General features: G+C 37.5%; 9 protein-coding genes and 1 tRNA gene. 3 read left to right on the plus strand and 7 right to left on the minus strand.

Features of this window, described 5'->3' with window-relative positions:
• The first annotated feature begins 74 nt into the window (after positions 1 to 74).
• The gene (gene metK / locus ACFSQP_RS09130) at positions 75 to 1,364 is read left to right on the plus strand and encodes a methionine adenosyltransferase (protein ID WP_376893663.1); all 1,290 of its coding nucleotides are present in this window, start codon (positions 75 to 77) and stop codon (positions 1,362 to 1,364) included.
• A gap of 139 nt (positions 1,365 to 1,503) precedes the next feature.
• Here the strand turns inward: metK and ACFSQP_RS09135 are convergent.
• From ACFSQP_RS09135 to ACFSQP_RS09150, 4 genes are all read right to left on the minus strand, one after another.
• Positions 1,504 to 1,585 (minus strand) — tRNA-Tyr (locus ACFSQP_RS09135).
• A 315-nt stretch (positions 1,586 to 1,900) separates the two neighbouring features.
• Positions 1,901 to 4,621 (minus strand): carboxypeptidase regulatory-like domain-containing protein, encoded by a 2,721-nt coding sequence (locus ACFSQP_RS09140; RefSeq protein WP_376893665.1) that lies wholly within the window; start codon positions 4,619 to 4,621, stop codon positions 1,901 to 1,903.
• Positions 4,622 to 4,666: 45 nt separating this feature from the next.
• Entirely contained in the window at positions 4,667 to 5,506 is an 840-nt protein-coding gene (locus ACFSQP_RS09145; RefSeq protein ID WP_376893667.1) for a GLPGLI family protein, read from the minus strand.
• A gap of 56 nt (positions 5,507 to 5,562) precedes the next feature.
• Positions 5,563 to 6,480 carry a GLPGLI family protein gene (locus ACFSQP_RS09150; protein WP_376893668.1) on the minus strand — a complete coding sequence of 306 codons (918 nt, stop codon included), beginning with the start codon at positions 6,478 to 6,480 and terminating at the stop codon, positions 5,563 to 5,565.
• Between the two features lie 168 nt (positions 6,481 to 6,648).
• Here ACFSQP_RS09150 and ACFSQP_RS09155 point away from each other — a divergent pair, with 168 nt between their 5' ends.
• Both ACFSQP_RS09155 and ACFSQP_RS09160 read left to right on the plus strand, forming a co-directional pair.
• Positions 6,649 to 7,425 carry a hypothetical protein gene (locus tag ACFSQP_RS09155; protein WP_376893671.1) on the plus strand — a complete coding sequence of 259 codons (777 nt, stop codon included), beginning with the start codon at positions 6,649 to 6,651 and terminating at the stop codon, positions 7,423 to 7,425.
• A 5-nt stretch (positions 7,426 to 7,430) separates the two neighbouring features.
• Positions 7,431 to 8,045 carry a deoxynucleoside kinase gene (locus ACFSQP_RS09160; protein WP_376893673.1) on the plus strand — a complete coding sequence of 205 codons (615 nt, stop codon included), beginning with the start codon at positions 7,431 to 7,433 and terminating at the stop codon, positions 8,043 to 8,045.
• Positions 8,046 to 8,140: 95 nt separating this feature from the next.
• On the opposite strand, the gene ACFSQP_RS09165 is transcribed toward ACFSQP_RS09160, so the two are convergent.
• From ACFSQP_RS09165 to ACFSQP_RS09175, 3 genes are all read right to left on the minus strand, one after another.
• Positions 8,141 to 10,579, minus strand: a complete 2,439-nt coding sequence (locus tag ACFSQP_RS09165) for a sodium-translocating pyrophosphatase (protein WP_376893676.1) — start codon at positions 10,577 to 10,579, stop codon at positions 8,141 to 8,143.
• Positions 10,580 to 10,694: 115 nt separating this feature from the next.
• Positions 10,695 to 11,222 (minus strand): inorganic diphosphatase, encoded by a 528-nt coding sequence (locus ACFSQP_RS09170; protein WP_376893679.1) that lies wholly within the window; start codon positions 11,220 to 11,222, stop codon positions 10,695 to 10,697.
• A 200-nt stretch (positions 11,223 to 11,422) separates the two neighbouring features.
• The gene (locus ACFSQP_RS09175) at positions 11,423 to 13,924 is read right to left on the minus strand and encodes a DUF5686 and carboxypeptidase-like regulatory domain-containing protein (protein ID WP_376893681.1); all 2,502 of its coding nucleotides are present in this window, start codon (positions 13,922 to 13,924) and stop codon (positions 11,423 to 11,425) included.
• Positions 13,925 to 13,963: the final 39 nt, after the last annotated feature.

Raw genomic sequence — 13,963 nt, forward strand, 5'->3', positions numbered from 1 at the left:
CAAACAACTACTCTAGCTACCACTTGCAATCCAAAAATTTCTCCAGAGTGTTTAACGCATAAAAACCTAGAATTATGCCCTATTTATTTACTTCGGAAAGTGTTTCTGAAGGACATCCAGATAAAGTTGCTGATCAGATTAGCGATGCCTTAATTGATAATTTTTTAGCCTTCGATCCCGACTCCAAGGTAGCTTGTGAAACGTTAGTAACCACCGGTCAAGTTGTGTTAGCAGGCGAGGTAAAATCCAACACCTATTTAGACGTTCAAAAAATTGCCCGCGATACCATTAACAAAATTGGTTACACCAAAAGCGCTTACATGTTTGATGGTAGCTCTTGCGGTGTGTTTTCCGCCATTCATGAACAATCTGAAGACATTAATCGGGGAGTAGACAGAGTAAATAAGGAAGAGCAAGGCGCAGGCGACCAAGGAATGATGTTTGGCTATGCTACTAGCGAAACCGAAAACTATATGCCTTTGGCATTGGATTTATCGCATCGCATACTCATTGAATTAGCTGCCTTAAGACGAGAAGGTACAGATATTACCTATTTGCGTCCAGATTCCAAGAGTCAGGTAACCATTGAATACTCTGACGACAACGTACCACAACGAATTGTTGCCATTGTAATTTCTACACAACATGACGAATTTGTGCTGCCCAAATCCAAATCTGCTGCCGACAAAAAAGCCGCTGAAGAGGCTATGATGGCTAAAATTAGTAAGGACATGACCACCGTATTAATGCCGCGTGTTATTGCCAAATTACCAAAACATATTCAAGCATTATTTAATGATGATATTACCTACCACATTAATCCTACAGGTAAGTTTGTTATTGGTGGACCCCATGGCGATACGGGTTTAACTGGTCGTAAAATTATTGTAGACACCTATGGTGGAAAAGGCGCACATGGTGGTGGCGCGTTTTCAGGTAAAGACCCAAGCAAAGTAGATAGAAGCGCGGCTTATGCCACACGGCATATTGCAAAAAATTTAGTTGCTGCAGGCATTTGTAGCGAAGTTTTGGTTCAAGTAAGTTATGCTATTGGCGTTGTAGAGCCAACCTCTATTTATGTAAATACCTATGGCAGCAATAAAGTAAATTTAACCGATGGTGCCATTGCTAAAAAAGTATTCGAAATATTTGACATGAGGCCTTTTGCTATTGAAGAGCGTTTAAAATTACGCCAGCCTATGTATAGTGAAACCGCTGCTTACGGACATATGGGACGTAAAAACGAAACAATTTCTAAAACCTTCGAACAACTAAACGGCCCCTCTGTAACCATGGATGTTGAATTGTTTACTTGGGAAAAATTAGATTATGTAGATAAAGTAAAAGCAGCTTTTGGCTTGTAAGCTTTAAATAACACTTTTTTAAGCCCCAAATAAAAATTTGGGGCTTATTTTTTTCTAAAACCTCGCTTGTGAGTGAAACGCACGCGAGGTTTTAGAAAACAAAAAATCCACACAACGGTGTGGATTTTTCGAGTTAACGTGGGGAGAGCAGGATTCGAACCTGCGAAGACATAGTCAGCAGATTTACAGTCTGCCCTCGTTGGCCGCTTGAGTATCTCCCCAAAAGCAGGACAAATATATTATAGTTTTTAATTAATTAAACATAATTTGGTTGTTTTTTTTAGCTCATAAAAGGAAAAATTTGCAAGCATTTAATTTTGTTGATTTTAGGTAAGTTAAAAATTTAAAATAGTAGACCCATACGCAAAAATTACCCCTACTGTTTAATCTGACCAAAACACACATTTTATTTACACTGCGCCATGCGCAAGACAAACGAGCAAAAAAAACAAAGCGAAACTTTGTTATTACCTCCCAATAATCGGTACAAAAAAAGGCGCCTTAGCAGCGCCTTTTATATTTCTTACTTGTATTTTTTATAGACTGTAAATAACGCGGAATGTTATAAAGCGAGGCTGAATAAAGTAATCGTTTGTGCTTACAGACAAATTCCCGGCATTTGTTTGGCTCTGTGCTTTTGTATTCAGCAAATTGGTTGCTTTTACCTCAAATTCCCATTTGGCATCAGCATCTTTTCTGTAAGCCAAAGAGGCATCCCAAAAATCGAAACTATTTATCTTTCCGTCTTCATTACTTAACAAATTATACTCGTACCCTGTTTTAAAGGTAAACGCTTCCCAAATTAAGGCATCAAAATCAATTTTTGGCGCATTGGTATAAAACTTGGTACGTCTGGTTCCTTGATCGTTATCCTGAATACCATAGGTATAACTTACTTCAAAATTAGGAGCGGTGCGGTAATTGGAACGTAACGATGCTGTATAGGATTGGTTGTAATTTTCGTTTACCGAACGTTGGTTATTAATAAACTGGTTAAATTTATTATACGAAAAGTTTGCACGCGCTGTGGCACGCAACTTTCCAAAAGCACGCTGAAAACTACCGTTTAAGGATACATTTTCGTCTGCAAAATTAGAATTAAACGGTATTCCTACATTAATAACACTACCTGGTTGAAACTCTGAAGCCGTTCTAATTCGGTCTATATTTTTAGTGTAACTCGCTCGTGCAAAAACGTTGGTATAGTTAAACAAATTAAAACTGTAATACATTAAACTAAGGTTATGAGCCAAGGAACTTTCCAATTCTTGATTACCACTAAAAAAAGAATTATACCTGTTTAAAACCAAACCTTCAGCCAAATCGTTTACATCGGTAAATTGGGTTTGCATGCGGTAATTAATAGTTAATGTTTCACTCTTTTTAAATTGAATTCGCGTGTTGAAATCTGGTAAAATTCGGAAAAAATTATCTGTATACGTTTTTCCAAATTGGGTGTTTTTAGCACTATATGCATGTGCAGACACACCTGGTGTAATAGTAAAAATACCTGCCTTTAACTGATAATGTAAGCCAACATATACATCGGTAAAGGTATAATCGGTATCGTTTTCCGGGCTATAATTTGTAGGTTGGTTATTAAACACGGCCCCATTATCTAAGGTTTGAAAGATATTAGAATTGAACTTCTGATTACTTAAAATGGTACCCAGTGTTACATTTATATTGCTTTTATTATTTAACACGTTCCAGTAATCTAATTTAGCATCCAGCTGGTTAGATTTTACGCGTTTATTTTGCGACAAATTGTAACTAAATTGGTTTAAATCCAATCCCAAATCGCTTGCCGTAGCATCGTAAGGATCGTTTGGGCTAGAAGGGTCGTTGGCTAAAAGGGCGTTGTAAAATGGATCTTCATCTTTTAACAAGTGTGTGGCTTCAAAAGCAAAAATATTTCTTTCGTTTAAGGTATAGTAATAGTTTAAATTCTGATTAATACTAAACGGATTGGTTTCTTCATTTTGCGCTATGCCACCAATTACAGTTGAAAACAAGTTTTGCTCCTGTGTTTCTTGCGAAACGCGCCCCAACACTTCATAATCCAACTGATTATTTACATTTGGTTTGTATTTGGCACTTAATTTTAACATTCCTAAATCGCTGCGCTGGGTGGTGGTGCTTTGGGTACGCTCATCGGGTATTCCTAATTCCGGATCGTTGTAAATAACATTACTATTTTCTTGGAGTAAAATTTTATTACCGGTATAAATAGCAAAGCCACTTAAATCCAACTGTTTGGTTGGCGAGTAACTAAAGTTTGCAGCACCAAAGCGGGCATTTATTTCTTTGGCCCGATTGTTTTGAAGGGACAAAAAGCCCAAACCATTATCGGATAAATTTAAGTTAGTTCCACTAGTTTGGCTAGGCCTATTGAAACCGCCAGAAAAGTTGAAAAAATCCCGACGTGTAAAGGCTAATTCGCCAATATTATTAATATCGCCTATTACGTTTACACTGTACTTTGGACTGTAGTAAAATAGTTTAGGTTGTGCTAAATACAAGCCTTTATCGTCTGCAATACCAGCTCCCGCGGTAACGGTACCAAACCAAAAGGCTTCTTTGCCCTCTTTCAGTTTTATATTAACAGCTATATTGTCTTGGTTATTTTGCACACTACTTAATTGGCCTACATTAGCATAATTTTTAAGAACCTGTACCTTGTCCACTGCATTTGCAGGAATGTTTTTAGTAGCCAGTTTGGAGTCGCCGTCGAAAAAATCCTTGCCTTCTACCATGACCTTAGAAACCACTTTACCTTCCACTTCAATTTGCCCATCGGCATTAATTTCTACGCCAGGTAAATTTTTAAGTACGTCTTCCAGTTTCCGCTCCGTGCCCTTATTAAAGGAATCGGCATTATACACTAAGGTATCACCCTTTACGGTTACTGGCATTTCGTATGTTAATTCTACCTCATCCAGGGCGTTATCGCTTTCCAAGGTAAAATCTCTGGTTACATCTGTTTCTTTGGTTGTAATGGCTACATCGGCAGTTTTCATGCCTATATAACTAACTTGTACTTTATAATCGGTATTTTTTGTAAGTGCTAATTTATAGCGCCCTTGGTCATTGGTAATACCGTAGGACTCTAATTTATTGGTTTGCTGGTTTATGGCTATTACATTGGCCAGCTCCAAAGGATTACCTATACTATCCTTTACAACGCCTTGTATTTTTACTTGCGAAAAAGTAGCGCATCCTACTAAAAGTAAAACGGCTGTAACTAAATGTTTCATTAATTTATATAATTGGTTGTTAGTTTAATAAGCATGTATTCAGAATTAACGACCTCTTCTGCCGCTATACATATTGCGCATTTCTGCCATTTTTTTAATAACAATTTCTTGATAGTCTTTTTTAGAAACCTCTGTCCCTTTTCTAGGTGCTTCAATGTTCGTTTTATCCTCCGGATTCATCACAATTTTACTACACAAAATAGTGGTATTGTCTGCGCTAACTTCCAAGATTAAACCGGGCAAACCTGTAAACGCACCTGGCCCATGACTAACAGGAATTTGTGGCGTGTACCAAGCTTCAATTTGCGACATTTTTATAGATTTTGTTTGCAAGCTATCTGCTGTTTCGGAGTTGTTTTGCGCTTGATTGTCTCGTAATCGGTCCCAGGAAAAATCATACCAATACAAATCGGATGTTGGCACTAAGGCAACCGCTTTCATACACGTATACTGACCCACTTTTTTAGTATCTGTAGTTAGTGTCCAGTTTATGTCTTGAAGATTATCGGTTACGAGAAACTGTTTACCATAAAACTCTTGATTTTGCTTTAAGGTATTGGTTTTTATGTTTTTATATTGTTTTCCTGGTGCAAAGTTTTTTCCCCAAGAATCTGTTGCCCCCGAAATAGCATCCAACTTTTCGTCCTCTTCATAAATAGAGGCTTCTTTATTAAAGGTTAGTATGTATATTTTTTCCAATCGGTTTTTTAGGCGTTCTTGTACCTGCTTTTTTTGCGCCTCGCTCATGGTAGCACCCCAAGTGCCTAAATCTAGTTTAGATTTGGTGGCATAGTAGGCTTTCCCCTGAAAATCTTGTGCTTTAATAACCCCCGAAAACAGGCATGCCGCAGCCAATATTTTTAATTTAATTCCTAGTAGTTTCATGCTTTTTTTTGTTTGTTGGTATATAAAAACGTTGCTGCTGTTAATACACTGAGTAATTAGCGGCCACGACCACCTCGGCCACCACGACCACCATACATTTCGCGCATTTCTTCAATCTTATCTTTCATAATTTTGTTGTACTCTTGGCGCGTTACTTCCTTCCCTTTAGATGGTTTTTTTATAGCTTCTTTTTCAGCTGGGTTAAGTACAATTTTAGAACAAAGTATTGTAGTTCTGTCGGCACTAACTTCTAAAATAAGACCTGGTAGTCCCCAGTATTCGGCGGGACCGTTATTTACTGGTATTTGTGGTGTGTACCATGCTGTAACGGTAATTTCCTTTGGCACTTCTATTTCAGACATAAAATCTTTGCTTGTAGAGGCTGTAGTGGTAGAATCTACTGCTACATTGGCTGAATCTTTGCTCTTTTCGGTAGCTTCTTTTTTATCGTTATCGCGCGATCGGCGTCGCATGCTGGTCCAATCAAACTCATCTACAGGTTTAACAGCCGTTGCTTTAAAACAAGTATATTGTCCAATTTGTCTGGTTTCGCCGCTCAACTCCCAGTTTAAATCTTTTAACTCATCTACAATTAAAAACTGTTTTCCAAAAAACTCTTGCTCCTGAAGCATTTGCTTTTCTTTTACATTTTTATATTGGGCGCCACCGGTAAAACTGCCCATCATACCAAAACCTCTGCCGCTCCCTGGGGTTTCCAGTTTCTCTTCTTCTTTATAAAGCGATTCTGTTTGTGAAAAAGTTAAAACGTAGGTCTTTTCTAAAAAGCTTTTCATACGTTCCATAATTTGTTTTTTTCGTTGTTCGCTCATATCGCGTCCACCCCAACCATCTATATCCATTGTGGTTTTGGTTTGGTAATACGCTATCCCCTGAAAATCTTGCTGGGCGTGCGAATAACTAACAGATACTAGTGCCAAACAAACCATGCCCAGCGTTTTAATGATGTGATTCATGAAATAAATATTTAGTTTTGTTAAATTTATGGCTATTCTTTACACTTTAGACTGAAAGAAGTTAAAAACGTTAAAAACGTAAGTGTTAAAATTTTCATAAAATAAAATAAATCGTTTCATCCATTTGGTTGCTTTTGTTTGGAATGAATTTTGTAATTTTCTACTTTTATGAAACAACTCTTCTTTTTATTTGTTATAGTCTGGTTACCTGTAGGTGCCCAAACAAGCGTAACCCTAAGCAATAAGCACAGCACACCGCTTGAAGCAGACGTGCTTATTGGGGTAAATAAGTTTGATGGAATTTATTATGTAACAAACAATACATTTTATAAAAAAACCAACCAGAATACAGTTAATTACAGTAATTTTCAATTAGGAAGCATTGCTTCGGCATCCGTTTTTAATCCTTTAAAATTGCTTCTTTTTTTTAAGAATTTTAACGCGGTAGTGCTTTTAGATAACCGTTTATCTGAAATTTTACGTATCGATTTTAATACCGTTCAACCCTATATAAATAGTCAGTTTGTATCGTTAGGCAACGATAATACCTTGTGGGTTTTTAACTTAGACAACCAGCAATTAACCTTATACGATTACCGCATAAAAACAACGCGGGCTACCACACTTCCTGTAGCAAGCAGTGTTTTAGACCTAACAAGTAATTATAATAACGCCTGGCTGCTTACCGAAAATTACATTTATAAGTACACGTATTTTGGAAGCATGCTTTACAAAATTCCGAACACAGGTTTTTCGGCCATGGCCCTGTACCAAGATAACCTGATTTTACAAAAAACCAATGAGCTCTTTTTTTTGAATGATGCGACGCATACAATAACTCCTATTAACTTACCAAATTTGTTAATAAATCAGTTTTTAGTAACGGGCGAAACACTGTATATTTACGATTCGAAAATGCTTCATGAGTTCCAACTAAAAAAATAGAGTATATGCACGTTGCAGTAGCCGGAAATATAGGCGCAGGAAAAACCACACTTACCAAATTATTAGCCAAACATTATAACTGGGAGCCGCAACTAGAAGATGTTGTAGACAATCCGTATTTAGATGATTTTTACAACCAAATGGAACGCTGGAGTTTTAATTTACAAGTTTACTTTTTAAATAGTCGGTTTCGCCAAGTAGGCCAAATTAGAGAAAGTGGTAAAGACATTATTCAAGATCGTACTATTTACGAGGATGCCCATATTTTTGCGCCGAATTTGCACGCTATGGGCCTAATGACTAACCGCGACTATGAAAATTACCGTTCGCTGTTCGACTTAATGGAATCCTTTGTTCAAGGCCCCGATTTATTAATTTATTTGCGCAGCTCTATTCCTAATTTGGTAAATCAGATACATAAACGGGGGCGCGATTACGAGAACACCATTAGTATTGACTATTTAAGTAGGCTAAACGAACGTTACGAAGCCTGGATTCATGGGTACGACAAAGGAAATTTGCTAATAATAGATGTGGACCACATGGACTTTGTAGCCAATCCGGAGGACTTGGGCACCATTATAAACAAAATAGAAGCCGAAATTCATGGGCTGTTTTAAATACTATTTCATTTAAGAAAAAAGTTTTAATAAGGAATTAAAAAACCACGCTTTTTAGCGTGGTTTTTTGGTTGTTTATGTTGCTAAACTCGAATTTATTTTTCAGTTCTGTTGTCTGTAACATCCATTTTAAATTGAGACGATTTACTTTTAAGTTCCGCAATTTTAGCATCCACTTCGGCTTTCGTTCCTGAAATAACCAACTCTTCTGTAGAAACCCTATCGTCTATTATAGAGGAGACACTAATAATAGCTTTGGCGTACTCGTTGGATTCGATAATAAAATCGACATACACTTTTTTAGCCGCAAAATCTGCGGTAATCTCCACATTCTCTGTTGCAACTGCACCTGTTTCTGCTGTATGACCACCTAAAATTGGTGCAATTACCAAACCAATTAAACATGTAAGTTTAATTAAAATATTCATAGAAGGTCCGGAAGTATCTTTAAAAGGATCGCCTACGGTATCGCCTGTTACGGCTGCTTTATGTGCATCGGAGCCTTTGTAAGTCATTTCGCCGTTAATCATAACGCCAGCTTCAAAAGATTTTTTAGCATTGTCCCATGCACCACCTGCATTATTTTGAAATATGGCCCACAACACACCAGAAACTGTTACACCCGCCATATAACCACCTAACATTTCGGCAATGGCACGTGGTTCCATACCAAATAATAAAGGAACAAATGCTATTAATATAGGAAACCCTATGGTTAGCAACCCTGGTAACATCATTTCTTTTAAAGACGCTTGCGTAGAAATAGCCACACACTTATCATATTCTGGTTTACCTGTACCTTCCATAATTCCTGGGATTTCTCTAAACTGACGGCGTACTTCTTCCACCATTTCCATAGCAGCTTTTCCAACGGCATTCATAGCTAGGGCCGAAAAAACAACAGGCACCATACCGCCCACAAACAACATAGCTAATACGGGCGCCTTAAAAATATTAATACCATCAATACCCGTAAACGTTACATAAGCAGCAAACAATGCCAATGATGTTAACGCCGCCGAAGCAATGGCAAAACCTTTACCAGTTGCTGCCGTTGTGTTTCCTACAGAGTCTAAAATATCGGTGCGTTCCCTTACAATAGGGTCTTGTTCGCTCATTTCGGCAATACCTCCTGCGTTATCTGAAATTGGACCAAAAGCATCAATAGCCAACTGCATTGCGGTTGTAGCCATCATAGCAGAGGCTGCTAAAGCCACACCGTAAAAACCAGCAAAAGCATAGGAAGCCCAAATAGCACCTGCAAATAATAATACGGATGGAAATGTAGAAATCATACCTGTAGCTAAACCAGCTATAATATTGGTTCCGGCACCAGTTGACGATTGCTGTACAATATTTAAAATAGGTTTTTTACCCAAGCCTGTATAATATTCCGTTACAGAGGAAATTACAGCCCCCACAAACAAGCCAACTAAAGTGGCATAAAATACGCGCATAGATGAAATATTTTGCATGCCCTCACCAAAAAAGTTCATTTGCATGGTTTCGGGTAACATCCAAGTTACCAACCCAAAACAGGACAAAGCAACTAATGCAATAGAGGTCCAATTCCCGATATTTAAAGCACCCATAACTTGTGCTTCTTTCGCATTATTACTTTTTATTTTAACCAACATAGTGCCAATAACCGAAATAATTATTCCTGCACCTGCAATAGCCATGGGTAATAATACAGGTCCGATGCCGCCAAAGCCTTCGGAAACAATATTACCTCCCATATCTTTTATAACATAATTACCCAATACCATAGCTGCAAGAACTGTAGCCACATACGAACCAAATAAATCGGCTCCCATTCCTGCCACATCGCCCACGTTATCGCCTACATTGTCGGCAATGGTTGCTGGGTTTCTTGGGTCGTCCTCTGGTATACCTGCTTCCACTTTACCTACTAAATCGGCGCCAACATCGGCAGCTTTTGTATAAATACCACCACCTACTCTGGCAAACAAAGCAATGGATTCGGCGCCTAGCGAAAACCCAGCTAAAGTTTCCAAAACTATAGTCATATCCATGGTGTTGGTCCAAGCACCATCCATAAATAACTGAAAGAAAATAATGAAAAATCCTGTTAAACCTAGAACGGCCAAACCAGCAACGCCCAGACCCATAACAGTACCACCTCCAAAGGATATTTTAAGAGCATTTGGCAAGCTAGTACGGGCTGCTTGCGTGGTTCTTACATTGGTTTTGGTTGCTATTTTCATACCAATATTACCTGCAAACGCCGAAAAGATAGCCCCAAAAATAAACGCAATAACAATTAAATAACTAGTAGTTTCAACAAAATGTGCTACTATAGCCAAAAGCACCGAAACAATAAGCACGAAAAAGGCGAGTAATTTGTATTCAGCATTTAAGAAAGCCAAAGCGCCCTCGTAAATATGATCTGAAATTTCTTTCATTTTACCGTCTCCGGCGTCTTGTTTCATAACCCAAGATTGCTTTACTATCATGTAAAGTAATCCTAAAAGTGCCAAAGCAATTGGCATGTAAATCATTATTGCTTCCATATATTATTAATTTTTAAATAGTTAATTAGTAGGGCTAATGTAATGAAATACCTGAAAACTAAAAAACCCTTCTGCGTAATTACAGAAGGGTTTTTTTATGGTTTTAAAATGGTATTTAAATGGTAAAATCGCCGTTAGTTTTGTGCTCGCTTTCTTCGTAGCGTTTAATACACTTATTTAAAATATCGTAAGCTTCTTCTGCGTTACCCCAGCCACCAACGTCAACTTTTTTCTTTTCTAAATCTTTATACACCTGAAAGAAATGTTCAATTTCCTTAATTTGGTGCGGATTCATATCTGATAAATCGTGTAAGATGTTCCAAATTGGATCTGAAACTGGTACGCATATAATTTTTTCGTCTGGACCTTTTTCATCGGCCATATGGAACACACCAATAGGTTTTACTTCCATTACACACATGGGAAAAGTTGGTTCGCCCCCTAGCACCAAAACGTCCAGTGGATCGCCGTCTAGGGCTAGTGTTTCTGGAATAAAACCGTAATCTGCTGGGTACATCATGGATGAAAAAAGCATCCTATCGAAACGTATTTTTTTTAATTCGAAATCATACTCGTACTTATTTCTACTTCCTTTTGGTATTTCAATTAATACATCGAAAGTTAATTTTCCGTTTGTTGTCATAAATCTTACTTTTTGCCCCTAATGCTGGGTCTGTCATTAATAATTCCTTTTCATTTAGTTTAAAAGGCTGCAAATATACAGAAATAGGCACGGTTGGACAACAAAAAACAGTTAGGAATTACCCACTAACAAGTCGCCAACTAAAATTTGGTAACTTGTTACTGCCTTAAAAAAAGATAACGCTTAACGCTGTTTTCACGTTAAAAATTAAAACCAAAGCTACCTGTAACACCAAAATTTCGTGCGTTGGGTAAGTTTCGGTAGTTGCCGCGGAAGTTAAAATCCAACCTAAATACCTTAAAAATATTACCAATACCCAAACTATATTCGTAATAAATTTGGTCTGTTGGCGCAATTAATGGAATGTTGGACGGCGCACTAATAGCTACATTTTCTGCCGATAAATCGCCCCAAACACCTCTAATTCCAACAATTTCACGCCAGTTTAGTTTCCGTAAAAAAGGAATGCGTGAAAACAACCGACCATTAAAGTTGTGTTCCAAATGTAAAGAAGCATAGGTATCTGTTACAAACTCATAGTAGTTTAATTGTGAAAAGGATTTATATATTGAAAAATAAGATTGATTACCTGGCACAACACTTAAAAGTCCTAGTGGCACTGTTCCAAAAGTTTTACCCAGTTCCACAGTGGAATACAAGCGGCCGTACCCACCTATTTGCCATGGTTGAATATATGAAAACTGTAGTTTGGTGTAATTAAAATCGCTGTTAAACAAATTTTTATCGCCTAAAGTATATTGCGCAAAAAGTGAGGCATAGGTGTCGTTGGCGTTACGACGCTCTACGCCGTATCCGACCATTTTTCTGCCGGGAAAATACGATACTGCAAAAGTGCTCTCCAACTGTTTAATATTTGAAGATACACCAGAGGCTTCCTCTGGGTCCACATAATCTAAACTAAAGGTAGACGATGCTGAAGACAGGGTTCTGTAGTCGGCGCCAATACGAAACAGCACATTTTTTATTGGTTCTATTTCCAGCGCGACAGCCGTTAAATTAATATTGGAAAGCTTATCGTTAGGTGCCGTTGTAAAGACCGCATTGGATGCCAAACTGCGTCCTAAAACATCTGTAGAACTCGTTAAACTGGCGCCAATTTGTTCCACATCGCGCCTGTGCCCTGCGGATACAATTAATCGGTTTCGTTTGTTTAATAAATATTTTGCCGAAAACCCGTATTTCACCTTATCGTCTTTAAAACCGTAGGCTAAAAAACCTTGCAAGCGCCACAAATCGTTTGGTCCAAAATATGTTCTTGCGCCAGCGCGAAGTCTAAGACCTTCTACATCGTTAAAACCTACTGTGGAAAAAATTGGACCGTAATCTAAATTTAAATCATCAAATTCAATATAACCCGATGCCAACACACTACCCAAATTATAGAGTCGGTTAAACTTTTTAACCGTTTTTAAGGTATCCAGCATTTTATAAATACCGCGCTCGTCTTTATTTAGTTCCTCCATGCGGTTTTCTGCCCAAAAGCTATCGGCTCGGTTATAGGCATCCATATTGTAATCGAAAACCTCCTCTTTGTAAAATCCAGGCTCTTTTGGGTCGTTAAACTTATAATTGTCGTACAACGTAGTGCGTTTACCATAAACACCGCGCGAATCTTCCTTTTTGTTGAAGGTGAAATCGGACATAAAATAATCGCGCTTTATTAAAAAAACGGAATCGTTTAACACCTCAAACTCTTGTTCAATATAAATTTCTTTCACCCAATTTATATTCGCACTTTTAGAGGCTTGCATGTTTATTTCTTTAATAGCAAAGGTGGAGTCGTTTACCCAAAAATCGCCTTTAAATGTTAATTCGTTTTTGCGTCTTGGATAGTATACAATATTGTAGCACCACTTGTTATCTATAAACGCGCTGTCGTTTAGTACGTAATTGTAGGTATTTATACCCGTTTTGGATAGCGGACTAACAAAACTTTTATCAAAAAATTTTAAGTAATTATCGTAAACATCGTATTCGGAGTACAAATCTTTTATGAAAGCAATAATGCTTTGATTGTTACTAAAACCGGAATTTTTATTGCCTTTTAGAACTACTTTTTCCTTGTTAAGACTATTGTCTCCGTAAACTTTTGTAACCTCCTCGTTTAAAAAAATGGGTAAATAGGTTTTTCCTGTTACCCGCGAGGTATCTACCTGCTCAAAAACAAACTCCATTCCTTTAAATAATTTACTGCCAATTAAGGCACTATCAATGGTGTTTAAATCGAATTCTACTTTCTCGTAGCGGTCGTAAGCATACTGTTTAAATTGATTAAGGCCATTTTGGCGCTTTCGCTCCCATATTTTTTGTAGGATGGCAATTGCTGGATTTTCGTCTGCTTTTTTAGATTGTTTTCCGGTAATTATAAAAACTTCATTTAAGGCAGCTGCTTCCTCTTCAATGGTAAAATTTAAATCGTAGTTTACTTTTTTTGGTAGTGGAAATTCTATGGTTTTATAGCCTACAAAGGATACTAAAAGCGTGTTCCAAGTGTTGTTGGATTCTAAATAAAAACGGCCATTTTCATCGGTTATAGTTCCTTCAAACGATCCCTTAAAAATAATATTTGCATAAGCAACAGGTTCTTTATTTTCATCGAACACATAGCCACTTACCTTTGTTTGAGACCAAACAAAAGTGGTTGCCACTAAACAAAGAAAACTAAACAGATTACATTTCATAATTACAAAAAAACTTCATCAGCAAGGTAGCTAATGAAG

It is taken from the genome of Bizionia sediminis, from assembly GCF_042684585.1.
Taxonomy (GTDB): domain Bacteria; phylum Bacteroidota; class Bacteroidia; order Flavobacteriales; family Flavobacteriaceae; genus Algorimicrobium; species Algorimicrobium sediminis.

What these genes read in the sequence shown, in the direction of transcription:
- ACFSQP_RS09175 (WP_376893681.1), bottom strand. Translation starts at nt 13,924, where the DNA reads ATGAAATGTAATCTGTTTAGTTTTCTTTGTTTAGTGGCAACCACTTTT.
- ACFSQP_RS09170 (WP_376893679.1), bottom strand. Translation starts at nt 11,222, where the DNA reads ATGACAACAAACGGAAAATTAACTTTCGATGTATTAATTGAAATACCA.
- ACFSQP_RS09150 (WP_376893668.1), bottom strand. Translation starts at nt 6,480, where the DNA reads ATGAATCACATCATTAAAACGCTGGGCATGGTTTGTTTGGCACTAGTA.
- metK (WP_376893663.1), top strand. Translation starts at nt 75, where the DNA reads ATGCCCTATTTATTTACTTCGGAAAGTGTTTCTGAAGGACATCCAGAT.
- ACFSQP_RS09165 (WP_376893676.1), bottom strand. Translation starts at nt 10,579, where the DNA reads ATGGAAGCAATAATGATTTACATGCCAATTGCTTTGGCACTTTTAGGA.
- ACFSQP_RS09140 (WP_376893665.1), bottom strand. Translation starts at nt 4,621, where the DNA reads ATGAAACATTTAGTTACAGCCGTTTTACTTTTAGTAGGATGCGCTACT.
- ACFSQP_RS09160 (WP_376893673.1), top strand. Translation starts at nt 7,431, where the DNA reads ATGCACGTTGCAGTAGCCGGAAATATAGGCGCAGGAAAAACCACACTT.
- ACFSQP_RS09155 (WP_376893671.1), top strand. Translation starts at nt 6,649, where the DNA reads ATGAAACAACTCTTCTTTTTATTTGTTATAGTCTGGTTACCTGTAGGT.
- ACFSQP_RS09145 (WP_376893667.1), bottom strand. Translation starts at nt 5,506, where the DNA reads ATGAAACTACTAGGAATTAAATTAAAAATATTGGCTGCGGCATGCCTG.